Origin of the sequence: Caballeronia sp. RCC_10, from assembly GCF_041360715.1 — a bacterium.
Classification (GTDB): Bacteria; Pseudomonadota; Gammaproteobacteria; order Burkholderiales; family Burkholderiaceae; genus Caballeronia; species Caballeronia grimmiae.
In genome coordinates, this window is the sequence record NZ_JBFUPT010000038.1 from 1 (window position 1) to 24,606 (window position 24,606).

At 58.6% G+C, this 24,606-nt stretch carries 17 protein-coding genes and 2 pseudogenes; 5 read left to right on the forward strand and 14 right to left on the reverse strand.

Going from position 1 to position 24,606, the window contains the following annotated elements; all coding sequences use genetic code 11:
- Positions 1-678: 678 nt before the first annotated feature.
- Positions 679-2,082, forward strand: a pseudogene (locus AB6804_RS28745) (ISNCY family transposase); the annotation flags it as partial.
- Between the two features lie 708 nt (positions 2,083-2,790).
- On the opposite strand, the gene AB6804_RS28750 reads toward AB6804_RS28745, so the two are convergent.
- From AB6804_RS28750 to AB6804_RS28760, 3 genes are all read right to left on the reverse strand, one after another.
- Entirely contained in the window at positions 2,791-4,377 is a 1,587-nt protein-coding gene (locus tag AB6804_RS28750; RefSeq protein WP_370889343.1) for an IS66 family transposase, read from the reverse strand.
- Positions 4,378-4,459: 82 nt separating this feature from the next.
- Complete coding sequence (gene tnpB, locus AB6804_RS28755) at positions 4,460-4,810, reverse strand: IS66 family insertion sequence element accessory protein TnpB (RefSeq protein ID WP_244815235.1); 351 nt, start codon at positions 4,808-4,810, stop codon at positions 4,460-4,462.
- Complete coding sequence (locus tag AB6804_RS28760) at positions 4,791-5,279, reverse strand: transposase (protein WP_244815236.1); 489 nt, start codon at positions 5,277-5,279, stop codon at positions 4,791-4,793. Before AB6804_RS28760 ends, tnpB begins: the two co-directional genes overlap by 20 nt.
- Positions 5,280-5,630: 351 nt before the next feature.
- Between AB6804_RS28760 and AB6804_RS28765 the strand changes: the two are divergent.
- Positions 5,631-5,822, forward strand: a pseudogene (locus AB6804_RS28765) (hypothetical protein); the annotation flags it as partial.
- A 214-nt stretch (positions 5,823-6,036) separates the two neighbouring features.
- On the opposite strand, the gene AB6804_RS28770 reads toward AB6804_RS28765, so the two are convergent.
- The 9 genes from AB6804_RS28770 to AB6804_RS28810 all read right to left on the reverse strand — a co-directional run bounded on the left by AB6804_RS28770 (position 6,037) and on the right by AB6804_RS28810 (position 16,077).
- Complete coding sequence (locus AB6804_RS28770; RefSeq protein WP_370889344.1) at positions 6,037-6,228, reverse strand: hypothetical protein; 192 nt, start codon at positions 6,226-6,228, stop codon at positions 6,037-6,039.
- A gap of 576 nt (positions 6,229-6,804) precedes the next feature.
- On the reverse strand, positions 6,805-7,662 hold the full coding sequence (locus tag AB6804_RS28775; protein WP_370889345.1) for a sugar phosphate isomerase/epimerase family protein: 858 nt from the start codon (positions 7,660-7,662) through the stop codon (positions 6,805-6,807).
- Between the two features lie 172 nt (positions 7,663-7,834).
- Positions 7,835-9,376, reverse strand: coding sequence for a sugar ABC transporter ATP-binding protein (locus tag AB6804_RS28780; RefSeq protein ID WP_370889346.1), 1,542 nt, complete (start codon positions 9,374-9,376; stop codon positions 7,835-7,837).
- A gap of 58 nt (positions 9,377-9,434) precedes the next feature.
- Positions 9,435-10,382 carry a sugar-binding protein gene (locus tag AB6804_RS28785; RefSeq protein ID WP_370889347.1) on the reverse strand — a complete coding sequence of 316 codons (948 nt, stop codon included), beginning with the start codon at positions 10,380-10,382 and terminating at the stop codon, positions 9,435-9,437.
- A gap of 32 nt (positions 10,383-10,414) precedes the next feature.
- Positions 10,415-11,419 carry an ABC transporter permease gene (locus AB6804_RS28790; protein WP_370889348.1) on the reverse strand — a complete coding sequence of 335 codons (1,005 nt, stop codon included), beginning with the start codon at positions 11,417-11,419 and terminating at the stop codon, positions 10,415-10,417.
- Positions 11,420-11,609: 190 nt separating this feature from the next.
- Complete coding sequence (locus AB6804_RS28795; protein WP_370889349.1) at positions 11,610-12,893, reverse strand: D-tagatose-bisphosphate aldolase, class II, non-catalytic subunit; 1,284 nt, start codon at positions 12,891-12,893, stop codon at positions 11,610-11,612.
- On the reverse strand, positions 12,886-13,872 hold the full coding sequence (locus tag AB6804_RS28800; RefSeq protein WP_370889350.1) for a sugar kinase: 987 nt from the start codon (positions 13,870-13,872) through the stop codon (positions 12,886-12,888). Before AB6804_RS28800 ends, AB6804_RS28795 begins: the two co-directional genes overlap by 8 nt.
- Positions 13,873-14,033: 161 nt before the next feature.
- Entirely contained in the window at positions 14,034-14,873 is an 840-nt protein-coding gene (locus AB6804_RS28805) for a DeoR/GlpR family DNA-binding transcription regulator (protein ID WP_370889351.1), read from the reverse strand.
- Positions 14,874-15,660: 787 nt separating this feature from the next.
- A complete protein-coding gene (locus AB6804_RS28810) occupies positions 15,661-16,077 on the reverse strand; it encodes an RDD family protein (protein ID WP_370889352.1) in 417 nt (138 codons plus the stop codon).
- A 951-nt stretch (positions 16,078-17,028) separates the two neighbouring features.
- On the opposite strand from AB6804_RS28810, the gene AB6804_RS28815 reads away from it, so the two are divergent.
- Together AB6804_RS28815 and AB6804_RS28820 are read left to right on the forward strand one after the other, a co-directional pair.
- Complete coding sequence (locus AB6804_RS28815) at positions 17,029-17,364, forward strand: hypothetical protein (protein ID WP_370889353.1); 336 nt, start codon at positions 17,029-17,031, stop codon at positions 17,362-17,364.
- 435 nt (positions 17,365-17,799) lie between these two features.
- Complete coding sequence (locus AB6804_RS28820; protein ID WP_370889354.1) at positions 17,800-18,534, forward strand: Crp/Fnr family transcriptional regulator; 735 nt, start codon at positions 17,800-17,802, stop codon at positions 18,532-18,534.
- A 477-nt stretch (positions 18,535-19,011) separates the two neighbouring features.
- Here the strand turns inward: AB6804_RS28820 and AB6804_RS28825 are convergent, their stop codons facing one another.
- Together AB6804_RS28825 and AB6804_RS28830 are read right to left on the reverse strand one after the other, a co-directional pair.
- A complete protein-coding gene (locus tag AB6804_RS28825; protein ID WP_370889355.1) occupies positions 19,012-20,472 on the reverse strand; it encodes a chemotaxis protein CheW in 1,461 nt (486 codons plus the stop codon).
- Positions 20,472-22,274 (reverse strand): PAS domain-containing protein, encoded by a 1,803-nt coding sequence (locus tag AB6804_RS28830; protein ID WP_370889356.1) that lies wholly within the window; start codon positions 22,272-22,274, stop codon positions 20,472-20,474. The genes AB6804_RS28825 and AB6804_RS28830 overlap by 1 nt, the downstream gene beginning before the upstream one ends.
- A 189-nt stretch (positions 22,275-22,463) precedes the next feature.
- Between AB6804_RS28830 and AB6804_RS28835 the strand changes: the two genes are divergently transcribed.
- Positions 22,464-22,979: a GAF domain-containing protein gene (locus AB6804_RS28835; RefSeq protein ID WP_370889357.1), complete on the forward strand. Its 516-nt coding sequence runs from the start codon at positions 22,464-22,466 to the stop codon at positions 22,977-22,979.
- Positions 22,980-24,606: the final 1,627 nt, after the last annotated feature.

The following is a 24,606-nucleotide window of genomic DNA, read 5'->3' on the forward strand; positions in this document are numbered from 1 at the left end:
GCTACCAAGCGCCGCTGCCCTTCGAAACATTAACCGTTGCTCAAGTCAGAGTGTCCACGGTTCGTGGGTAAGATCATTGTCGGCCTTTGCCGCCATTCGCCGTTCTGTCACCGCACGGCTGCTCCACTTCGCTTTGCTGTCGTTGCCGGTGTGGCGCAAGTGATTGTCGGCTTCCGGGAACCGCGAATGAGTCTTCGCGACCCACTCCGGTCAGATGACCGTCTCCAAACCGGTCGGTCAGCTGAATTCAGTTTTTGCAGGCCGGAGTGCCAAAAAGCGGCCGTTGCCGACTTCACCCAATCGGCCATTAAGCGTCATTGCTTGCGAAGACGAATCCTGCACAAAGCTCTTCAGCGGTCCATCTCATGACCAAGCAGGCCAAAGCTTGCAGCTCAATTAGATTGAGCAGCTGGCCAAGCGCCATCTTTGGAGTCGGAACAGTATGTGTCGAGCGCGACCGACGCGTGGCCTCCGCGCTGGGCTACGCGTTCCTTAGAAGCCGACTGTTGGCGACGCGCTTTGCATTCAAATGCGACCGCTTTGATTCGACTTGACATAATCTTTATTATCAACGTTTATTTTGTAGGTCCCAAGTTCAAATGTCGCGTTTCCGCCAGATAGAAATGTCGCATTTTGCCGTAGGTTTGTGCCCAGACAAGCGTTTCTGGAACGCGGACCATGAACACCACTGGGACCATCACGATGTCGATGCGCGAACTGGACCGACTCAAGGTGATTCAGGCCGTTGCCGAGCGCCGACTCAAGCCAGGGCGTGCCGCCGAACGGCTGGGCTTGAGTGTGCGGCAGATCGAGCGGCTGGTGCTGCGCTATGGCGCTGACGGCGCACGCGGTCTGGTAACGGGCAAGCGCGGGCGCGTGGGGAATCATCGGTTGCCCGATGGTGTGGCGCAGCGCGCGATCGCGTTGATCCGCGAGCGTTACACCGATTTCGGCCCGACGCTGGCGGCCGAGAAGTTATGGGAGTGTCACGGTATCAAGCTGGCGGTCGAGACCATTCGCGCGCTGATGACTGCTGCGGGGCTCTGGGTGCCGCGCAAGCAGCGCCCGCCGCGGATTCACCAACCGCGTAATCGCCGAGCGTGTCTGGGCGAGTTGATCCAGACCGATGGCAGCGAGCATCGGTGGTTCGAAGACCGGGCGCCGCCCTGCACGCTGCTGGTGTTCATCGACGATGCGACCGGACGGCTGATGACGTTGCACTTCATGGCCACCGAATCGACCTTCAGCTATTTCGAGGCGCTATCGAAGTATCCGCACGCACATGGCAAGCCGATCGCGTTCTACAGCGACAAGGCCAGCGTCTTCTACGTCAAGAACCGCTCACAGACCGCTGGCAAAGGCGTGACGCAATTCGGCCGGGCCTTGTACGAGCTGAACATCGACGCGTTCTGTGCCAACACGAGTCAGGCGAAGGGACGAGTGGAACGCACCAATCTGACGTTACAGGACCGGCTGGTCAAGGAACTCCGTATACGGGGCATCAGCACGTGAGAGGCAGCCAACGCTTATGCGCCCTCCTTCATCGCCGATTTCAATCGTCGTTTTGGTCGCCTGCCCAGGAGCGACCATGATGCCCATCGACCGCTGCGTGACGATGACGATTTGCGGCAGTTCCTGACGCACCGTGTCTGGCGCAAGGTCACGCACGCGCTCACGGTGCAATACGACCGAGTGATGTACTTGTTGGAAAACACGCCAGCGAACCGCCAGCTGATTCACCAGCAGGCTGAAGTGGTCGAATACCCGGATGGTGAGATCGAGGTGCAAACCGATGGCGAGGTACTCACGCATGCCAGGTATGACCGCATTTCACGGGTGACTCACGGTGCGGAAGTCGAGAACGAGCGTCTGGCGCAAGCGCTCGAAGTTGCGCGACTGTTGCAGGCTAGACGTGATGATCGGCGCGCGTGCGATGCGCCTTCGCGTACGCATCGCGGTGAACAGGTTTGAGCCAGGAAGGCGCCTGAAGGACTGAAGAAGCAACGCGCGCTGATCGCAGACATGAACGAAGCGATTTTCGAAGTCAGCTCTCACAGCCGTCAGCGACTGCTGCGCCGCGCCGGCTGCTTCTTCGGCGTCACTGGCAATCTGATCGGAGGCCCGCTTCAACTGTTCCGCTGCGGACGACGCTTCCGTAATGCCTGCCGACAGCTGCGCGGTCGCTGCTGCGATTCGTTCCGACGCCTGTTGCTGCTTGGCCAGGGTGCGCGCATTCTTGCGCTGCTGCTCTGCTTCGCGTTGAACTGTCTGGGAATGATGGGAGGAAGCCTCTTTGACTTCTTGAGTGCCCGACCTGATGAGTGCCATGATGGTTACCTGTTGGTTCTCTCGTCTGAATAGCCGGTCTCATCCGGCAAGGCACGCACGATATATCGGGCTTGTCCGGAGCGATAGCGGCCAGTTCCTGTCAGGGAAGCGCCACGCGCTCGATGCGGGCGATCCTTCAAGGAAATCCCCTAGGGGTTTTGGGCGACTTCATAACGCCTCGTGGATGAAGCCGAGCCGTATGAAGCGGTTACTCGCCGCAGATTCTGCAAAGGCACGAAAGAATTCGCTCGACGATCTGCTGCTGAAGGCGACCGTGCGGAGTGATTTATGTGGCAACGTCCGCTGATCGTGAAATGCCGCGTTGCGTAGCCTTCATAGATGGACTTGCAGAATGGCGCAATACGCAACTGAGGTGTTCAAAGCCGGCGCGCCTGTTGATCAGTTGAGTGTAAGCGCGAATTAACACGCACCACGGCGGACCACTGAATAATCTGCGCTCGATCACGTTGACGCGAATTCGTCGTTCCGCTTCGTGAAGTTGAATGGGAGCAGGTCCCGGATATCGGCATCCGCTGAGCGCTGCGGCAGCTCGGTCAGCACGCGCAGCAGATAGGCATACGGCTCAACTCCGCATGCACGGCACGTCAGCATCAAGCTGTAAATGATCGCACTGGCCTTCGCGCCAGCGACTGTGTCGCTGAACAGCCATGCCTTTCTTCCGGTCGTAAATGGGCGGATGTCGCGCTCGAGCAGATTGTTGTCGATGGGTGAGACCCCATCATCGACATAACGTCGCAGGTATGCCCACTGATTGCGTGTGTAGCTGATAGCCTTGCCGGTCAGACTTTCAGGCAGCACTTGCGACGCCTGTTCATCGAGCCAGATTTTGAACGCCTCCAGCAGAGGCACGCTGTGCGCCTGGCGCAACTCATACGTGTGCTCGGCACGGCTTCGACCTTCGGGCAGTACGCCGCGTGCGAGGGTCTCAACCTGGTAAAGCGCCTTGAAGTATTCGAGCGCCTTGCGTGCGCGGCCGTCGGGTTTCCTGTGAGCCTTGTACGCCTCATCAAACCCGCGGCGCGCGTGAGCCATGCATCCGAGATGGGTCACACCTTCCAGCGTGCGCCACGCACTGTACCCGTCGGTCATCAGCGTTCCGGCGTAGCCGCCCAGAAAGGCCTGCGGATATTGCTGCCCGCGTCCTGGCTGATATTCGAACAGCACGACCGGTTCGGTACTGTCTTTGGCGCTGCGATACACCCACATGTACGACTTGCTCTGCGCTGTCTTGCCGTCTTCCTTGAGCACCTGCACTGTCGTCTCGTCGCCATGAAGCAGGGACTGCGCAAGCAGTGTTCTGCGCATCGCTTCATACAGACGGGACAGGTGCAGCTCGGCGGGACGGATAATCCAGTGTGCCAGCGTACCGCGACTGACCGCAATGTTCGAGCGAGTCAGCGCCTCTTCCATGCGATACAGCGGTGTGCCGTCCGCGTATTTGGCCGTCATCACCGTAGCGATCATTGCCGGGCTCGCGTTGCTTCCTGGCAGCGGCTGCGTCGGCATGGAAGCGATCACAACCGGCGTATGTTCGGCGTGGCGCTCGCAATGGCGACACGCATATTTGAAGCGCACGTGTTGCAATACCGATGCCTTGAGCTCGATATGCAACTGCTCACAGGTCTGCTCGCCCATCCGGTGCATCGCGCCCTTGCAGCACGGGCAGACCTTTTGGCCTTCGGGCAGGTCGTATTCGATACGGGTGCGGGGCAGATCGGCGGGCAGTGGTTTGCGACCGCGCTTCTGATGGGGTGGAGCATCCACGGCAGGCAGGCTGGTGGCGGGCAACGCGAAGACACCGTCCGGATCGTCTTCGACAGGTTCCACCGCGGCGACTTGCTCGGCTTCGTCGAACACGCGATCCTTGAGCTTCTCGCTGCTCGGCGCGAAGCGCTTGAGTTGCGCGAGGCGAAACAGCGCCTCGAGTTGCTCGACGCGTGCCTTCAAGTCCCGGTTGCTTGCCTCGAGCTCGCGGATGTAGGCGAGCACTTCGGGCGGCAGACCGGCGGTGGAATCGGGGGCTGACATGACCCTCACCTTAGCGAAATCGCCGGGCGCGTGGGTTTACGGAAGTTGTAACGACGAGGCCGATTTAAACGTCACGGCTGCGTCAACCAATGTGTCGATACTGTCGCGCAGGATGACGACGTACTGCGTCGATATCAATCCCCTCAAGCAACCAGTGCAGTTGTTCGGCGGTCAATTCCATCACGGCCTGCTGCCGGCGCGGCCAGACGAAGCGGTCTTCTTCAAGACGCTTCATCATCAGCCAGAAGCCGTTGCCGTCCCAGCCGAGCAGCTTGATGCGATTGTGACGCTGGTTACTGAACGCGTATAGCGCTGGCGCAAACGGGTCCAGTCCTGCCTGTTCTACTAGGGCGGCGAGCCCGTTGATCGACTTCCTGAAATCGACGGCTTCGCGATGAACATACACCTTGAGTCTAGCGTCGAGTCTGAACATCGCAGCGCCCCAGACTCTCGATCATGGCCGATACCAGCGACGCATCACCGGCTGTGCAGTCCAGCCGCAGCGTCACTCCGTTGGGCATCTCCACCGTCAGTTGCGAGCGCAAGGCCGGATTTGTGCCCACAGGCTCGGAGTCGGGCTTCGAGATGCTGGTCCGCTCAACGACCTCACTGCGGCCAGCCTCGCGGACCATCACAAATGCCGACGGCACGGCGAGTGTCGTCGCATCATCGACAATATCCAGCGCCCCCGCGGCGCGGCGGCGTTGCTCATGCAGCTTGATCCATCGGCGCAGCAGATTCGCGTTCACGCCGGCTTTAAGCGCCAATCCGGCCACTGAAACACCAGGTTGCAGGCAGGCCTCGATGAGCTTAAGTTTGGATTGCGAGTCGTAGCGACGCTTGCCGTCGCGCCCGACGAGGGTAACGGCCAGAAGCGCCGTATCTGAACCTGTTTGAGTCATGGCTGTGTCCACAGAATATCAGTGGACGCAGCTTGCCTTGCTCTGAACCGAGACGCTATGTGCGCATAAATTCGCGCTTACAGTTGAGTGTGGCGTTTCTTTGTTACTTATGCGGGAGAAAAATGTTTTGCATTCCGAACGTCTCGAGGGCTGTCAAAGGTGACTCGCCACAGGTCTATTTCACGTAGACGACCGCCGCCCTATATATGAGACTATGAGCGCTTCGCCGGGGTTGGAACGCGTTTAGGCCCAACTAACGGCATCAGGCTCAGATCGACGGACTTTTGGTGGTAAAGCCACGACGAGCGGCATGAACGAGTACTCGATCACCGATATTGAGAACGCCATCAATTGCTGTCGTTCGCCGCAATCACCGACGAGCCACCGCCCGAAGTTCAATCTGCGGGACATGACCGGTGTATCGTCCCAATCAAAGACGAAACTATGGAAGCGCGACTGAATCCGGACGCATCAAACCTTGCCGCGCTGTATGCGCTTCTGGACGACAGGGACCGGCCCTGCTATGAGCACAGGCTTGCCGCATGGTGCAATCGATCCCAGATGACATGCGGCAACGCGGCCACTGCCTACGTGCTATGCATTGAAAGCGTTGCCAGCCTTCACCATCGTTTCGGGGGCGTGGCTGCGTAGAGGGCCGAAGGGATGCGGCCGGCAGCGGCTGGAGAATCCTGCACTCTTGGTCCTCAACCGAGGTCAGAATCCTCCGTACTTGCCACTTGCTTCGGCTGCCGCTCGGCTACAGCTTCATGCCCACATGAGGCGGAGCGGGGTCCGGCGTATTTTCTAAAGCGTTTATCGAAGCGATAACACGATAGGCCTCAACGAGCGCCTTCTCCTTCTCTACGTCGTGCCCGCCGACTACGCGGGCCATCTCTGTACGCGACAGTTCTTTTTGCTGGCAGAGGTCAACAATGGTCAGCGTGCTCATTTCGGTTCACCCTTCGAGAGTAGTTGTGGCACCAAGCGCCGGGACTGTGTTTGAGCGGGTTGAGGCCACGCTCAGCATCCCTTAGTCATGTTCTGTGCCAAAGGTCGAGCCATGAACATCGAAACACAACCTATTGTTTATAAACGCAAACGTCGATGGACCGATGTCTAACGGGGCTCCTTTTCGACCAACGTGTCGGGGTGGGCCCGACACATACTGTGATTTGTGTTGGTCTTGAAGCCGAAGCGTCGCAACCACGCGGTAGAGCCGATAACTCGCAGTGGTTAGGTCAGCGATGCGTCTAAGAACGCGTCCCGCGTCCCCCGAGACACTCTTCGACTGCCGTGCTTAATTGGTCGACATTTCCTCTCAAGGATGACCGCATCACTCAATGCCTGGTACGTAGCTAGCCAATTTTCTCATTGCCGCATGAGTCCGAGCGGCCAGAACGCAGCAATCGAGAACGACGAGGCGAGCGACAGAAGCCCCGTCGTGTCCGCGCCTGTCGCGCCCCGCTTGTATGACAGCGGAACAGCCACTTGTATGCACGCACCTAAACAAACGTCCTGACTCCATTCAGGCCAGCTTGTCACGAACAAACTGCAGCGAGCGGCGAGCGCGCTCGTCCATCTCTTCGTTTGTCGCACCGTTCGACATATCCCGCCATACACCCACCGCGCGGCTGACCGAGCCGCCCTTGCGCATGAACGGTTCCATGACGATGGTGCCGTCATATCCGATCTCCTTCAGCGCCCCGAATATTTCATCCCACGGCAGGCGACCCTCGCCCGGCGGCAGACGGTTCGCTTCGCCCAAATGGAAATGGCCCATCTTGCCCTTGCAGGCAAGGATTGCATCGCGGAAGGAAGTCTCTTCGATATTCATGTGAAATGTATCGAGCTGGACCTTGCACGCTGGACTGTCAACCGCGTCGGCGAACGCAATCGCTTCCTTGGCGTCATTGCAAAGCCACTGCTCGAATCGGTTCACCACTTCCAGTGCATAAATAATGCCGTAGTCCTCAGCTACCTTGATAACACGACGGACGCTTTCGATTGCGCGGTCGACGTAAGGGCGCTTGTCCTTCATGTCCAGCGGCGGAGATTGGGGCCAAGCGCAGAACGTAAGGCCAGCAAAGACCGGTGCGCCGAGCAGGTGACAGTCGTCGAGTAGGCGCTTCACATATTCCGTGCCGGCATCACGAACGCTCTTGTCCGGCGAGGCAAAGTCGTATTCAGACTTCAGTCCGATACAGCACATCACCGTGAGCCCCAAATCATCAGCCACGGCTTTTAGCTCACGCTTCTTCGCGTCGGAAAGATTGTGAAACTCGCCGAGCGAGATTTCCATCAAGTCGAAGCCGAGCCCGGCAATGCGCTTCGCAGTCGCCGGAAAGTCGACCATCCACTCAGTCGACCAGTAGGTATAGAACATGCCAACTTTGTTCACGGTGAAACCCCTTTACTAGACCATCACATGGATACGCAAGCGCCGGCGGCGACCAAGTCGCACTTAGTACACCGAATAGCTTTCTTCTAGTGTTTCTCCTCACGCGCGAATGCCGACCTTCCCTCTTCCCGCTATCACATTTCCTTGCTCTCCGAACTCAGGACACAAATCCCGTCGGCTTGACCTCGGGGTGAGCAGGGTCAGCGTGTTCAAGCGCAGCAAGAGACATGATTCGCTCTTCCGATGCTTCGTCGAAGCCCACCTCGCCAACCAGTTTGCCGGCTCGCATGACCAGGATGCGGTCAGAGATGGTCAGAATTTCAGGCAAGTCGCTCGAAATCACGAGAATCGCCAGCCCCTCGTGGGCGAGTTCTCGCATCAGCGCATAGATTTCCGCCTTCGTCGCGACGTCGACTCCCCGAGTCGGTTCATCGACGATGAGCACTCGCGGCGCGGAGGCCAGCCACTTAGCAAGTACAACCTTTTGCTGGTTGCCACCACTTAGCAGCTTCACCAGTTGTTCGACGGTCGGTGTCTTAATCTTGAATCGTCCGACGTAGCTGTCAATCATCCGAGCCTCTTGCAGTGGCCGGACGACGCTTCCCTTCGACAGGCGCCCGAGCCCGAGGGCAGCAAGGGACAAGTTGCTGCCGACCGACATGCCCAGAACCAATCCTTGGTCCTTCCGGTCTTCGGGGGCGAGTGCTATGCCAAGCTTCATTGCATCGCGAGGTCTCGAAATCTTGACCGGTTTGCCCTCAATGGAGACCGTCCCGTGTTTCGGGGGCGGGGCCCCAAAAATCCCCATCGCTACTTCCGAGCGACCGGCGCCAATCAGCCCCGCGAGACCTACGATTTCACCCCGGTGCAGAGAGAATGACACGTCGCGATAACGGTGGTCATCGCCCAATCCGTTCACCGAGAGCACGATAGGCTTGCCTGAGTGCTCCGGCCGGACACGCTTGACCTCAGCAAGGTCCCGGCCAACCATCAGGCGGACAACCTCGTCAGGCGAGGTATCGGCAAGCTTCGCGGTTCGCACATGCTTCCCATCCCGCAACACCGTCACGGCGTCACAGTTGTCGAATACCTCGCGCATCCGGTGGGAGATATAGAGAATCGTGACGCCTCGGTCTCGCAACTCGTGGACAACCTTGAAAAGCGTCAGAGAATCGGCTTCGGACAAACTCGAGGTCGGCTCGTCCAGGATGAGCAAGCGCGGGTCATGAATCAGCGCTTTGCAGATTTCGATGAGCTGTTGCTGAGCGATGGTCAAATCGCCGAGACGCGTATCTGGGTCAAGGGAGATACCGAGACGCTGCATTGCTGCCGTCGCCTTACTTAACAGAGTGGTGCGGTCGACTAACACCCGCGCCACGCGTGGCTCCGTGCCGAGGAATATGTTCTCGGCGATGGTCATGTTCGGGGCTAGCATGAGCTCCTGGAACACGATGGAAATGCCTTTCTCGGCCGCGTCGCGCGTGCCAGAGAACTCGACTTGCTGACCATCGAAGATGAGCCGCCCGGAGGTCGCGGGATGTGCCCCGGCGATGACCTGCATCAACGTCGACTTGCCGGCACCGTTCTCGCCCATGATTGCATGGACGGTGCCAGCCTCTACGCTGAAGGAGACCTCTTGCAGTGCCTTGACACCGGGATAGGTCTTGGTAATCTGCTCAACGCTCAGTAGAACGGTCATAGGGTGCTCTTCGCAGGGAAATCAGGGGAGCGAGAACATCCCGGTCCCGATGAACGAATCACTTTCCGCCGACGAACTTGTCTACGTTGGCCGAATTGACGATGTCGACACCAGTATCAGTGCGCGGCGGAATCTTGCCCCCCTTGGAAAGCTCATCTAGTTGTTTCACCGACTCGATGCCCATCGCGAGCGGTCGCTGGCCAATCAGCGTCGTTGCATAACCCTCTTTCAGCAGTTTGACTTGTGAGGGCAACGTGTCGAACGAGACCACCACGAACTTTCCGGACTTAATATCGGCCGCCTTGTTCTTAACCGCGCGGATGTACGCCTCAGGCGCGAACATTGGCCAACCGCCCACGAAGAAGATGCCGTCAAGATTCGGATTCTTTGCGAGAATGTCCTGAATCAGTTGCACCGCCGTGCTGGAATCGTCGTTGCATGCGAAGGGCGAGCCCGAAACTTCCTTGAAGTTGCCGTTAAGCTTCGACTTGAAGCCCTTGATTCGCTCGTTCAAATTTGCGGCAGACAATCCGCCAGTCAGGACGGCGTAAGTGCCCCCCTTCGGAAGCGCTTTTGCGAATGCATCTCCGGCGGCTTCTCCGCCCGCCTCATTGTTCGTGCCGATAAACGCCGCCCGCTTGGACTTCGGCGCATCCGAGTCGAAGGTGACGACGGGGATATTCTTCGCGACCGCCGCGCTGATGACATTGCCGATGGAGTCCGCGTTGTTCGGCGCAATCGCGATGCCAGCAACCTTCTTGGTAATCAGGTCCCTTACGATTCGCCCTTGCTCAGCGTCATCGAGTTGCGCCGGACCCGTGAACAGGCACTCGGCACCGAGCTTCGCTGCTTCCTCCTTGCAGCCTTTCTCCGCATCGGCATAGAAAGCGACGCCGAGCGCCTTCGGCACGACGGCGAAAACCTTCTTGTCAGCTGCGTGCGCTTGCGTAATGCCGAGCCCGAACAGGACGGTGGCTGCTACTGCACTAATCATGGTGCGTGTCATGTCTTCTCCAAGGGTTGTTATGGCTACAGCGCTCAACGACGTCGCCAGACGCCTTTTCTGAGTTGGTCAATAAAGACGGCAAGCACGATGACAGAACCCACGAACACCCCTTGCCAGTAGGCGTCCGTTCCGAGCAAGACGAGACCATTGCGCAGCACCTCCAGGATGACAGTCCCGACGAACACACCAATTACGGTTCCTTCGCCACCAGACAGGGCTGTTCCGCCAATAACCGCAGCTGCAATAACACTCAGCTCTTTGCCCAGGCCCTGATTGGAAATCGCGGACGACAGGTAACTCACTTCGATGATGCCCGCGACACCTGCCAGCACGGAGGACATGATGTAGACGCTCATCTTCAGGCGGTCTACATTCAAACCAGTTAGCATTGCCGCCCGTTCATTGCCACCGACTGCGTAGAGTTGGCGACCGTAGACCGTTCTCTTGAGGACGATTCCAGCAATGACTGCCAGCACAACAAAGATAATGAACGGAACCGGCAAGTCGAGGAAGTCGCCTCCGCCGAGTGAGAAGAATGGGTCACCGTCAGGTCTGAAGCCGTCGATAGCTTTGCCGCGTGTGATGATTAGAGCGAGCGCACGTGCAATGCTCATCGTGGCAAGCGTCGGAACAAACGGCAGCATCCGCAACTTTGTCACACAGAAGCCGTTGAAGAAGCCAACGGCTGCGCAAATTAGGAGGGTAAGCGCGCAGGCCGGAACGACACCCATGCCCGATTGCATCATCGCAGCAGACGCCACCGCGGCAAGACCCCACACGCTGCCGACCGAGAGGTCAATCCCGCCGGTAATCATCACCGCGGCTTGACCAAGAACGACGATGCCAATAAACGAGAGGTTGCGCGCGTCATTGAGCAGATTGCCTTTACTGGCGAAGTCAGGCGCAAAAATCGATAGCAGCACAACCATAATGACCAGCGCACCTATGATGCCGGTCTCACGTGAATGCATTATTTGAGTGGCGAGCCCTTTCCGAGGCTTCCGCTGCTCATCGTTGGCCAACGTCACCTTTTCCATTTCCCGCCTCCAGTAAGGCCTATGCTCGCCATGCGTGCGGCAAGCTTCGTGTGCCGTAAAAAGTCTAGTTTCGAGCCGAAACCCCAACAAAGCGGGTTTTCCCTCGAAAGCTCGCCGCCTAAATCGGAACCAAGAGCCGTTGCGACCTAAGCAACGACGGGAGACCGGTGCTTCCGTGCGCCTACGTAAATTACGTTCTGCAAGCAGCGGCGTAGGCGCCGATGACCTCTCTGACTTTGCTAAATATCAGGCTCATCGGCGAGTCGTCGATTAACCCGCATCTGAGCTGCCTGTATTGATTGGGAAGGTACTGACTAATGAGGTTTTCGCGTATGTCGACGCGCTCGAGGTTGCCTACCAGTTTCTTCGTTGCTTCGGCGACTTTCGCATCCGCCCAGTAATACCGAACGCGGTCGCTGTAACTGAATGTCCGCAAGAGCCGCTTTTCCTGCTCGCTGCCGTGGTAATACTTCGCCCAGTTATTGGGCTTCGCTAACATGACGCGCTCGACCACCGCCCGTATATTCGACCGAGCATCCGGTGCCAGTAGCTGGTCTTCGATGTCTGCCAACGCGAAAAGCGCCTCCCGCAACGCGAAGGTCGCGCCCGGTCCGACCTTCAGAATTGCGAAGCCGTCACGGACCATGGCCGACAGAGCCTCCTGCTTTTGATAGTCCGTGGAGTGTGCTTCGAATACCATACCGGACAAGTCATTGAGGACTCGCGAGAGCTCGCTGACGGATGAGGAGTCATAGTCCCTCACCTTAGTATGGTCGAATTCGACGCCCGGTTGAACGACGAGCCCAACGACACGCTCCCAAGCCGCGTCCAACCCCCGCTTCTGCCATGCCGCGCAGTGAACGGCGACCGTCTCAAGAGCCGCTTGTGGACGTGTCACCTCGACCGCGACGAGTTCTTCGGAAGCGCCACCGGGCACCGGGACTTCGGTGCCAACAATGTAGACAGGGCGTTCGCGTAGTCCGGCGCGCTCAGTTGCCAACTCCGCAACTGCGCATAACCGGGCCGCGCGTTCAGCGACTATTTCGTCCGCCAAACGCGGAGGGTCATCGGCGCAACTCATGCTCGTGTCCAGGTGAATTTTCTTGAACCCTGCTGCGGCATAGGCTTCAATCAGGGCATCGGCGCGTGCCATGGCTTCTTCCGCCGGAAGATGCCGCCACGCGTTAGGACCCAGATGGTCCCCGCCGAGCAACAAACGTTGACGAGGAAATCCGACCTTGTTAGCGATTCCACCGACGAATTGCACGAAATCTGCCGGCCGCATGCCGGTGTAGCCGCCATATTGGTCGACCTGATTCGAAGTCGATTCGACCAACAAGGGTGAGCAGTCGTCGAGAGCCTGTCTAATGCTCGCTTCGACGACCCACGGGTGAGCCGAGCAAACCGAATAGATACCGTTCAATCGCGACTCCAGTTGCGAGTCGCCCGTTAAACGCGTGACGATTTCAGCCATGGCTCACCCCGGTCTTCTCCTGGATGAACGCATCAAGTTCCGCAAGCGTTGCCGTACCCTCCATGGGTCCGCGACGAGTGACAGCCAATGCCCCGGCGGCGCATGCGTACTTCAACGCGGCCTCGACAGAATATCCTTGCGCGCAACACGCGATATACGTACCGCCAAAGCAGTCACCGGCGCCCGTCGGGTCCACCTCGGTAACAGAAAACGCACGGATATGTCGCTCAGTCATCCCGTCGTAGTAGCTGCAACCGTCTTTCCCGCGCTTGACCACAATTTCGCTCACTCCCCTGCCGAGCAGTTCGTCAATCGCAGCCTTCTCCGAGCTAGCGTTCGCAAGCAGCATCACCTCATGACCGCTTGGGAGAAACACATCGGTGTAGTCGAGGATGAAGTCGAGCGCCTCCCGCATCTCCGGAATTCGCAGCATCTCCTTGCGGATGTTCGGGTCGAAGCTGACGGTGCCACCGTTTGCTTTCACGGTTTCGATAACCCGCTTCATGGCCTCAATGATGCGAAACGAGAAGAGAGAGGACCCCATTACGTGGAAATGACTGCAGTCCTTCAAGAGGTGCTCGCTAACCTCGTTGACAGAAAGGTGTCCCGAAGCGCTGTTGGCGATGTTGTAGATGAAGTCTCTATCGCCGTCTTCGCGATAGGTGACGAAAGCGCTGCCCGTTGTCGCCCCTTTGATGACAGATATGCCGGAGACGTCGACTCCGTCCTCGCGCAGACGCTGGACATTCAGATAGCCAAAATCGTCATCCCCGACGCAGCCGATAATCGCGCCACGGCTGCCGCTTTTCGCCACTTGGTCGATAAATATTGCTGGAGCACCGCTCGCGTACGGTCCCACCAACGTTCCTGGTCGTCTAAACGATTGACCAATTTCTGTTGCGAGAATCTCAACGAGAATCTCGCCCATGGTAAGAATAGAACCGGGACGATTGCCCGACTGCACTTCGTTTTTCGACATGGCTGTATTCATTAGGATAACGATATACAAGGTGCCATTCTGGACGGGTCAACCAGGTCGCCGTGCGTAGCGATTGTGAGCCAGGACACACAGTCGGAGCAGTCGCAACTTGATGCGAATGACGTCCTGCCCTGCGGCAAAACGCCAAGATAAATCAACTTCTAAGAAACGCTGAACTCCAAGATTCCAGTGTCTCGTCTCTGTAGCTGAAGGCCTTCTCTCTCCACCATTTCCATCGTCGGTGGGTCGATACCATCGTCGATAAGTAGCGTGTCAATCTCGCTCGCGTTCGCGAACGTTTCGCCTTTGCGTCCATCGAGTACCGGCTGAAATGCAACAACCATCGTTCGTTTGGCTGCTCGTCGCGCCGTCCGGGCCACACGCGCTAAAGCCGAATCAGCAGTTAGAAGGTTGCCATAACGGTCTAAACCACATGCTTCCAGCACGCACAGGTCAATCGAGCGCCGGCCAACAGCAGCCTCAGCGTCAGGTCCGGTCATCGCCGTAGAGCCGTGTTCCAGTCGGCCACCTGTTAAGAGCACCTCGCAGTGCAGAAATCGCTGAACCGTCTTCGCGACGGAAACGTCCTGAATCAGCAATGAAAGGTTCGCACGGTCTGCGAGGAAGGGAATCATCTTATGGACTATCTCCCCTACCCCTAGCATCACCGCTTCGCTGTCTCGGACGTGTTCTGCTGCAAATCGAGCAACAACCGTCTCCGATGCCTTGCGCGCGGCGGCGTCCCATGTTGGCACGAGAATGTTGTCTCCGGGCTCCTGTGCCAAATAGCGAGCCTTGCCAAGCGAGCGTAGAAGATAGCGTTGCTGTTCTAGGTAGCTCAGGTCGCTGCGAATGGTCACAACCGATACATCGAAAACTCGGCTCAGTTCATCAACCGACACCTCGCCCCGCTTGCGAACGAGTTCGACGATTTGTAGCCGTCGCCTCAATGAACTTTTGTGATTGAGCATCCGGTCCGCTTCCGCAGGAGCTTTCGTCACGAAAAAGTCTAGTTTCGGACCGAAAGAACGTCAAAGCCAATCTCGTCATGGTTTTCCCGTGAAGCCCATCCTGGCGCTCGGCGACTACTTAGCATGCAGTTGCTCCGTAACCGTTAGTACGCGAACCACCACGCGACTGACTAACGACCCGTTTGGTCGGCTCGCCAAGCTGCCGAAGCTTGAAGCGACGATACCCACCAATGGTGGGCATTGCCTTACGACTCACCTCGAGCCCGACTCAATGTTCGCCTCGCTCATCGGTGACATAGCTTCGGCTTATCTCGTAACTTCGGCGACAACATCGGCGACCTCCTCACCGAATTTCCCGACGAATCCTCCATCTCGGTCTCAGTGCCTCGAGCAGACGCTTCAATCGAAACGGGTGCCCCATGAATCCTCGAGTACCAACGTCGGGGCGACCGCGCAAGACTCCTGTGCGCCACGAGTACGTCGTCTGAGCATCGGAACTCGCGGACCTACTCTGCTCTCGTCGCGAGTCGCGGCCTTCAGACTTCGAATCGTGCGTCGCTGCCTGGAAAGGCAAGCGCACATGCAGCGTCTCGGTAGCTCAACGTGGAATCGACGCGACGCCCAAAGCGGCGGCGAAGCTGTTGTAACTCACGGACCTGCATCGGACCGGTATCGAAACGGGGCCACGTTCCGTTACGCCCCTTATCTTGCGGCACCTTCAGTGGGCCCGACCCACGTTGTTCCCAATCATCGACCAGCCTCGATTACGGGTTCTCATCGCGCGACATTCCGGGCGCGCCCTCATCTCATTCGCACTTCAGTAGGTCACGACGACGGTGTTGGCGATGCGGTCATGCAGCGCTTGCTTACGCCAAGAGAATAGAACCCACAGGAAGCCCGCCCCGCATGTGGCGAACGTCAAGAGGTAACCAATAGTACGCAAGGCTGCCTGCCGCGCTGTCACGGTCAGTCCCGTGTCGGCGTCGACTATGCGCAGTCGCAGCGCCCGCTTTCCTGGAGACGTTCCCCAAAGCGCCCATAAGGCACCTGTCACGAGGATAGGAACGCATTGACCCAGCAGCAGCCACATGGCGGCGGACGCCGCCAAGCCTTCGGGCGAAAGAGAAGTGCTCTGTAGGGATGGTCCCAACGGCACGAACAGGACAATGACGGTCCACCAAAGGGAGTCCAGGAACAACGCGCGAGCGCGCTGCGTGCAAGTAGCGTAGTGCAATTTGTTGCCTGTCTAAAACTTCATCAAAAGGCGTTTTCCGCGACCTCGAGCTAACTCTTTCGCACGGTGCCGAACCCAAAGGCAGAGCGTCCGCTGCGCTTCGCGGCGTACATTGCGGCATCGGCGACGTCGAGCACGCCGGAGATAGTATCGGCCCTGTCAGGATACGTAGAACCACACCATAATCAAGCGTTGGCGTCACGTGCATGCCAGAATTTCGAGCTTCGAACTTTTCAGCCAAGCCCGGCAGCTTTTCCATTTGCTCGCGGTGCGCCGCCGTCGCATCAGAGCTATCCGCAGTGAAAACGCTGTCCGGAGGAAACGTCACAAGCAACGCACGGCTTCCGCCGGGACGGACACCCATGAGTCCGGCCACTGCCTACGTCCTTGAACTGAGCGTCTGCAGATATATTCTGATCATCCTTCGACCAAAGCATCGACACGTGAAAACCGGGATCCGCCTCAAACGAAACGCCCCAAGGCGACGGTCCATCGCATATGAACGTCGAGGCACCGGCCTCGTCGTGGCCCGTAACGACACGTCGAGTCATGTTCAACTCCAGCTTAAATCTGCGTGGGGTTGAAGACGACTTTCGTGAAGCCGCCGTTCGCTGCAGTGGCTGGCGCCCAGCCAAAGCTCGCGGCGCGCGTAGTGGACAGTTGCTACATCGCCCGTCTCACAGAAACAGAACGAGCCGAGCGTTATGATGCGTGCGAGAATCTGTTGGTTCAGCTTGCTGCAACTGCGCACGCAAAGCGGAGGAGCACGTCGAACGGGTACAACAACATGACCTCGCGCGTGCTGAGAGAGGAATGTCTCAGAAGGTGGCCTTGGGCAAGTGGGATTTGTCGAGCGACGCGCAGCGCTGGATTATGACGCGAACGAAGACTCTCCTCGGCTGGTAGAGTGAAGGCAGGCGAGTAACAACAGCTTGTTTTGAGGAGGCAACCATGGCAGGAGACGAGCCGATGACTGGCGACAACGGCCTGCAGGCTCCGGAGGCCCTTCGAGTCCTCGCAGAAAGTTTGGAGCGCGCCCTTGATGCGAATCAAAGTGTGCTAATGATGCGGCATGCGCCTGAAGTGTGTACCGTCTACCTCGGTGACCCGTCGGGCCCACAAGAGGAGTTGCGCCGCGTCGGGTCAATTTCCACCGTGCTCGCGAACGAAATGTTAAGCCTGACCTCGTCTGGGACGAACCGCATTCAAATCGGCGACCAGCTTTACCGCTTCGTCCGCAGCTTCACTCAGGTGGGTGAGAAGGCCGCTGTGGTTTTCTCGGTATGATGTGTTTGCGGCCGCCGGCGCGAACGCTTCTTGCAATTAGCGAGACGGGTGAAGCTGAATTCAAGGAACGCACGTTTCGCGACGTCGATGAGTTCCTAGCTTGCTGAGCCGTTCAACAGTCGGCTGACCGCCGGGCATGGATGATCTGGCTTGCCTTACCTGCGCTCACTTGCAGCTCGAGTTCCCTTTCCATGATGCCCGTCGCAAGCTCAAAGTTCACGCCCCGCAGGCAGCATTCTCATGCTTACTGCTGATTGTCCTTGGAATTTGTCATACGGAAGTCAACGCGCAAACGTTAAAATCGAATGTTCGAGCCGTTGACCGTCCCTTCCAGCCTAGTTTAAGCGCAGGTCCATCAGGGACGGAACACACACTTTCCGCGCCCCGCATCGGCGGCCACCAAGCGGCTGCGCGATACGAATTCACGAAATCATTATGTTGAATCTTCAGTCCGACCTCCATGGGAATGATCTTTTGGGCGCACTTCCCTCTCTCGAATGGAATGCCGTCGCTTCCGATCTTGATCTGGTCGAACTGCGCGCAGGAGAACTGTTGTGCGATTCGGGCATGCGCATTCGGTATGTGTACTTCCCGGCGACCGCAGTCATCACCTTGATTCAGACCATGGAAGACGGCAACTGCTCGGAGGTGGCAGCAATCGGTCGAGAAGGAACGACAGGCGTGCCCGTATTGACCGGCGGCGACACCATCCCGGCGCGCGTGCAGGTTCAGAGCGCCGGTTCCGCATATCGAATGAGCGCCGATGCCCTGCGTAAGCACTTTAGCCGCTCAGATATCTTGAGGCGCATCACGCTCTTGTACATGCAGGCGCTGCTCACACAAGTGGCCCAGACCGCTGCGTGTAGTCGCCATCACTCGGTAACCCAGCAACTGTGCCGCTGGCTTTTGATTCAGTCGGACCGCACGCGGTCCGACGCAATGCGGCTCACGCAGCAACATATTGCCGACATGCTGGGCGTTCGTCGGGAAGCGATCAGTGAGGCTGCGGGAAAGCTGTGCGACGCAGCACTTATCCATCAGAGCCGTGGTCGCGTCAAAATCTTGGACCGCGCTGCGCTAGAGGCGCACTCCTGTGAATGCTACGGCATTGTCAAGCGCGAGTTCGACCGGATTCTGCCGCAGGTCCGTCAGCATACGGCGGTTGTATGAACTCTCGATGTAGCAGACGGCCGCCCCACGGGCTTCGTCGACAAGCATGGGCCCCGCATCGCGCGACGAGTGCCCATCGGTGATTTCGCCGTCCATGTTCTACGCTACTACGATGCGCGCCGAAGCATCCACTGCACGACGCAATGGTTGTTCATCGCCACCTCAGCGGTAAACCCGATGCAGCCCCATACGATGGTGAAGTCGGTGCCGCTCTAAGAGAGGCAGATTTGGCTGCCGCTGGCGAGAGTCCACGTTTACTCAGGAACGCTTACGGTATCCGGCACATCACAGGGAAGACCGACGAACAGGTGAGCAACCTCATTGGCTTGTCCAGCCATCGGACAGCGACTCGCTTGCGTTGAACCGTTGACGTACCGCGAGAAATCGAAGGCGAGAGAGTAGCGGCCTTGTGGGCGCACGCGGGTCATCAAGAAACGTACGCTGAATTCTTGAAAGTCTGCTGCAAGGCACTAGCGCTTACCTATCTATGGTTTCGAACCGGCTGACTACAAGCTGTGATAGGTCGACGATTCGATAGCTGGCACGCCTCGGCTCTCCCATCGTTAGGATCTCGCGCCACGTTCCGGTCTCATGGTCGGCGATGCGAGATACCTCCGTCGCTTCATTCGGCCCTGACATCGTTATCACGGCATCGATGGCGAATGCGAGCGTAAGGCCATCGACACTGACTACAAGGGCTTGCTCCCATTCGGGACTGTCAACCGACCCCGTAATAACACCGATGCGCACAAGCTCAATCAATGAATCGCGCCAATTGATAAGGCCGAGGCTGGCCTCCTCTTCCTGTCCGCGAACCTCGATACGAGGCTTGGATACTATTTCCGCAACCTGGGCGGTCCTAACGGCCAGATGTTGACCGGCAGCCGAGAACACGATGAATGACGTCGACGCGGCAACTCGAGAAAGCTCGTTAGACGCAGGTTCACCATGTCCGAGAACGGGGCGCGGCAGCCGGATCAAGCCTTCAGTCGTCGCGAGGGCCTGAGGATCGACGAGCAACGCAGTATGTCCCTTCTCGCTCACGACGGCTCCGCTGAAAAGGTGCGCGTGGCGAAAAGCAACCGGTGATACAGGCCGTATGTCAGCGGGCCCGATAAGGAGCAATTCCGATAGTTCGTCAACCGCAAAGCCGGCAAGGGTCGCACCATTCTCAAAAACGAGCATGTACTTGCCGCCGGACGGCTCCGCAACGGGCAAGCCGAGTACCGCCGAAAAGTCCATCACGGCAAGGTCGCCACCTGCCCAACGGGCGACACCAAGGAACGTCGAGTTGCCAGGGGTCGGCTGTTGCAGCGCTGGCATGGGGACGACCGTTCTCACACTCAGCGCGTCCACGCATAGCATGTGTTCCGCGCATCGCACGATCGCGTACTGCCTGGCTTGTTGCTCCGAGCCACCATCCCGGGGGCGTCCTGCAGGTCCGAATGCGCTGTGTCCCGCGGTGAACGCGCGGTGTCTCACGCGTGCGGCCATGCCCCGCGTCGCTGCATGCAGTCTGCTCACATCGGCAATGCCGATCAGCGAAAGCCCGCCGTCCATGGGAAAGAGTTGAGCGAACAAGCCGCCGTCCTCCCCAAAGTCCGATTCAAGCCGGACCACATCGCGTTCGTCGACCGTTTCGGTGTTCCCGATGGCGTCGACTTCAATGCCGAAGAGCGCGTCGTCGTGGCGAAGCACGATCACATGCTTCCTGGCGGACGCGCTCGCTGCTTCGCCCGGATTCAGCAGGCTGAAGGTGTCGAGGGTCGCGATAGCGTCGCCACGCAGGACGAAGTAGCCGCGCATCACCGAAGGCTGCGTGGGTACCTTGTGATAGGACGTGGGCGCGTCTACTGCTTCGACAATGCGATCCGCGGGCAGCGCGAATACGGTCGCGCCTACGCGGACGAGGCCGTGGACCGATACGGGGGACGCCATTATTGAGACCGGCTGTTGAGCGCCGCGACAGTGGAACTGGATCGCGTCGCTGCTTCGCCGCCTGTCACGACCGTGAGTTCGCGAAGGAGGTCCGAGACAGTGCGAGTCGCGGTTGCTTGCTTTTCGGTGACCTGGTGAATACCGGCGATGGTTTCGGTCGTGCGATCCACACCGGCTCTGATACGGTGGAACCCGTCAGCTGCACGCCGGGACGTGTCGCTGCCCGTCTTGACCCGTTGCACGGATTCATCGATGAGCCGGCCGATCTCGTTGGTCGCCTGCGAGCATCGCTCCGCCAATTTGCGCACCTCGCTTGCGACCACGGAGAAGCCTAGGCCATGCTCGCCCGCGCGCGCAGCCTCGATCGCGGCGTTGAACGCGAGCATGTTCGTCTGTGTCGCGATGTCGCTGATGACCTTCACCACGTCGCTGATGCCGGCCGAGGAGTGCTCGATCGCTTGAATAGCCGACATGGACTCCGCGAGCGTACGTTCGCCGGTATCCGCTTCGGCCTGCGTTTCGGTGGCGACGCTAGTTGCCTCACGGGTGTTTTGTGCAATTCCCTCGATCGACTGCGAGAGTTCCTCGATCTTCTCGCTCATTGCGATCAGATTTTCCTGCATGCGCCGCTCGCGTTCCACCTGAGCAGTGATGTCGCTTGCATACTTCACAATCTTGTACGGGCGGCCGGACTCGTCGAACACCGGGTTGTAGGTCGCTTGCAGCCACACGCGGTAGCCGTGCTTGGATACGCGCACGTAACGGCCCGCGTTGTAGTCGCCGCGGCTGAGCCGCGCCCAGAAATCCCGGTAGTCAGCGGTCGCCACGTCCTGCGGGTCGCAGAACATCCGATGGTGCTTTCCGACGATTTCGCGGAGCGTATAACCCATGGCGTCGAGGAAATTCTGATTCGCTCGGAGGACATTGCCCTCGAGATCGAACTCAATGACCGCATTGGCGCGATCGATTGCAGCCAGTCGGCCGTCGCTTTCCGCGACACCACGCTTGAATTCGGTGATGTCCGCTGCGAACTTGACGATCTTGATGAGGCGGCCGTCCGAGCTATAGATCGGGTTGTACGTAGCCTGAATCCACACGTCCCGGTTACTCTTCGCCACGCGCTTGTACTGGCCCGCGTCATACTCACCGCGTCCGAGCTTGTCCCAAAAGGAACGGTAAGCATCGGTCGCAACGTAGGCCGGATCGCAAAACATCCGATGGTGCTGACCCTGCACCTCTTCGAGGCTGTAGGCCATGAGCTCGAGGAATCGTTCGTTCGCGACGAGAACGTGTCCGCGGAGGTCGAACTCGACCACGGCTTGCGCACGGTCGATGGCGCGTACCTTGCCGGCGTGATCGTCCGCCACGGTGCGCGCGGCCGTGATGTCGGTCGCCACCTTGACGATCTTGTGCACGTTGCCATTCTCGTCCATCACGGGCGTGTAGGAACCATTGATCCAGACCTCGCCACCCGCCTTGCCGATGCGTCGAAAATCGCCGTTCATCTCACGACCGGACCCGAGCATGACCCAGAAGTCCTGGTAGCCAGCGCTGTTGGCGTACGCAGCGTCGCAAAACATGCGGTGATGTGAACCGACGACCTCATCGGCCCGGTAGCCCATGAGCGCCAGGAAATTTGCGTTGGCACGCAAGACGACGCCGTCCGGGGAGAATTCGACGACTGCTCGTTCCCTTTCCGTCGTTGCCCACAAGGACCGAAACTCCTCCAACGGTCTCTGGAATGCTCCTGCCGCGACGGTTGCATTGCGTGCGCTAGTCAAGTTTTTGGTTTCTGCGTCCATGATCTACCTGTGCTGGAGGCGCCGCCGCTTATTCGGAAACGCCATAGCATTGGTTGACGGCGCTCAAGATCCGAACTTGAATACGGAGAACGCTGAAATTTGATGCTGGAACTGAAGATTGCGCCCGTTCTGCCGACATAGCGTTGGTTGAGTGCTTTGCACCCAGCTCATCCAATCCCAAAAGCGACAATGGCCGAATTTCCAGTTCTCTACAACGAAGAAGACAGACTCCGTGCGGTCGAGCAGTGCGGACTACTCGACACGCCGGACGACCCCCGATTCGACCGAATCACCCGGCTGGCGGCTTACCTCACCGACGCACCTATCGCGCTCGTTTCTTTGGTCGCCACTCACCGTCAATGGTTTAAGTCGAGGCATGGGCTAGCGACTACGGAAACACCGCGCGACATGGCGTTCTGCAACTTTGCCTTGGTCGAGCCAACCATTTTCGTCGTGGAGGACGCGACGCAAGACGAACGCTTCCGTACCAATCCCCTCGTGACGGGCGGTCCAGGGATTCGCTTTTATGCGGGGATGGCGCTGACAGGGCTGGGTGGCCACCGTTTAGGCACTCTGTGCGTGATTGACACCATCCCTCGTCGTCTGGAACCGGTACAGCGTCGTCTGTTTGGAGACTTGGCCGCCTGTGCATCGGACGTTCTGCGGATGGTCGAGCTGGAGCTGTCTTCCACGGCACGGCAGTAGAGCTGTCGCCGACACTTTGCGGCTCGCGGCGGCAGCGAGATGTCGTTCACCGCCGACCCGTCTCCACGTAGTCAGGGGTACCTGAACTCGATCAGCGACCGCAGTCGTCAGCGGTGTGATCGGGCCGGTCTACTCTTCCAGCGTGATAAACGGAACTCCGTTCGAAGTGCTAGGCAGATTTCGCGATCGCCGACAGGTGCCTTTTACGCGGGGCACTCGCCAGTTTGTCCGATTCAACGGTCGGTCAAACACCACCGCTTGTTCCGAAATCCGTCGACGGATTCGTCAAAGCCGCTCTCGAAGACCCATGGCCATTGCTGAGGGTGATGGTCTTCGCCGGGTGTTGCATCGAGATGTGCAACTTACGCGGAGAATTGGCCGCTGTCGGCGGAGAAACGAAGCTTGCCGATGACTACGTTGCACAGCGGTATCGATTGATCGACGACGAACAAGGTCAGTTTGCGTCCGTCGCTCAGTTGCCATGCGGCGGTGGTGCCGAGACCAGTCGGAAAGCGACGTTAAGCAGTTGAGCTGGACGGACCCGTCATGGTAACGATGACCCCAGTGCGACCTCTGACTTCCCCGCTAATCGTCTTGGCGACGCGCGGCTGACTTGACTCAACGGGGGCATTGGTAAGCTCATAGGACGCCGATAGCCGCCGGGCCGACGCCAATAAGAGATGCAAAAAAGAATTCGACGAAGTTGCAGCGCGCCGTGATGGACTTGCTAGATCAAGGCTTGCCCGTCGAGCAGATAGCGTCGAGCCTTGGTAAGAGCGTTCTCGCCGTAAAGAGGCAGCTAAGCCGCATCAAGCGCCGAGTACGAGAAGGAGCATTGACTTCTCTCCTCTGCCGATCGAGCGCGCCGCGAACGAGCAACGCATCTACCTCGCAGGCTTCGATGTCTTCCGCCGTGACGCAACGTACGGTCGCCGGCAAGTCATCGCCGGTAAGGGAGGTTAGCCGCCTCATGGGATTGTCCAGCCATCGCACCGCTACCCGCCTTCGTCAAACACTTGGCGCTAACGATGTGCCGGCCGCAAAAAGCTAGGGCCCTGCAGCACACTTCGGAATAGGGCGACATTGGTACAAACAACGCAGCTGACGGTCACTGTCAGCGGCGGGCCGGCCATCAGTCGCTAGCGGCTCCAAACGACTGCGGATCATGAGCCGAACGTCCACTTGCGCTCCCGTCCTGCGGAACAATTGGCACCGCAGGCGCACTATGAATCATGCGACTTCTCTTGCAGCGAGGCGCTCTTCAGCAATTCGAGCAAGGTCGATCAATCCGTAGCTGACTCGTGGCCCTTCGCCTATTGCGAGAATCGACGACGGTCGCCCGGTCTCATGGTTAGCGATGTGCGTCGTTTTGGCGACGTCGTTTGGCCTGACATGGTAAGCAAGGTTCGCCTCACAGTGAAACGCAGTGTTTCACCGCAACGCTCGAGGAAGGTGTGGAACGCCGCAATTTTCCGGCGTCTCTTCGGTGCAGCCTTTCAGACCTTTTCGACGGCCAAGTTGTTCAAGCCCTGCGACGGCACCTAGTCCCGGGCGGATTCAACCGGTCGATGCAACGATTTGGTTAAATCGCTCAGCTGGCGTATCGAAGTTTAGTGTTTTTCTAGGA

What these genes read in the sequence shown, in the direction of transcription:
- AB6804_RS28750 (WP_370889343.1), bottom strand. Translation starts at nt 4,377, where the DNA reads ATGTCAGCCCCCGATTCCACCGCCGGTCTGCCGCCCGAAGTGCTCGCC.
- tnpB (WP_244815235.1), bottom strand. Translation starts at nt 4,810, where the DNA reads ATGTTCAGACTCGACGCTAGACTCAAGGTGTATGTTCATCGCGAAGCC.
- AB6804_RS28760 (WP_244815236.1), bottom strand. Translation starts at nt 5,279, where the DNA reads ATGACTCAAACAGGTTCAGATACGGCGCTTCTGGCCGTTACCCTCGTC.
- AB6804_RS28770 (WP_370889344.1), bottom strand. Translation starts at nt 6,228, where the DNA reads ATGAGCACGCTGACCATTGTTGACCTCTGCCAGCAAAAAGAACTGTCG.
- AB6804_RS28775 (WP_370889345.1), bottom strand. Translation starts at nt 7,662, where the DNA reads ATGTTCTATACCTACTGGTCGACTGAGTGGATGGTCGACTTTCCGGCG.
- AB6804_RS28780 (WP_370889346.1), bottom strand. Translation starts at nt 9,376, where the DNA reads ATGACCGTTCTACTGAGCGTTGAGCAGATTACCAAGACCTATCCCGGT.
- AB6804_RS28785 (WP_370889347.1), bottom strand. Translation starts at nt 10,382, where the DNA reads ATGACACGCACCATGATTAGTGCAGTAGCAGCCACCGTCCTGTTCGGG.
- AB6804_RS28790 (WP_370889348.1), bottom strand. Translation starts at nt 11,419, where the DNA reads ATGGAAAAGGTGACGTTGGCCAACGATGAGCAGCGGAAGCCTCGGAAA.
- AB6804_RS28795 (WP_370889349.1), bottom strand. Translation starts at nt 12,893, where the DNA reads ATGGCTGAAATCGTCACGCGTTTAACGGGCGACTCGCAACTGGAGTCG.
- AB6804_RS28800 (WP_370889350.1), bottom strand. Translation starts at nt 13,872, where the DNA reads ATGTCGAAAAACGAAGTGCAGTCGGGCAATCGTCCCGGTTCTATTCTT.
- AB6804_RS28815 (WP_370889353.1), top strand. Translation starts at nt 17,029, where the DNA reads ATGGCAGGAGACGAGCCGATGACTGGCGACAACGGCCTGCAGGCTCCG.
- AB6804_RS28820 (WP_370889354.1), top strand. Translation starts at nt 17,800, where the DNA reads ATGTTGAATCTTCAGTCCGACCTCCATGGGAATGATCTTTTGGGCGCA.
- AB6804_RS28825 (WP_370889355.1), bottom strand. Translation starts at nt 20,472, where the DNA reads ATGGCGTCCCCCGTATCGGTCCACGGCCTCGTCCGCGTAGGCGCGACC.
- AB6804_RS28830 (WP_370889356.1), bottom strand. Translation starts at nt 22,274, where the DNA reads ATGGACGCAGAAACCAAAAACTTGACTAGCGCACGCAATGCAACCGTC.
- AB6804_RS28835 (WP_370889357.1), top strand. Translation starts at nt 22,464, where the DNA reads ATGGCCGAATTTCCAGTTCTCTACAACGAAGAAGACAGACTCCGTGCG.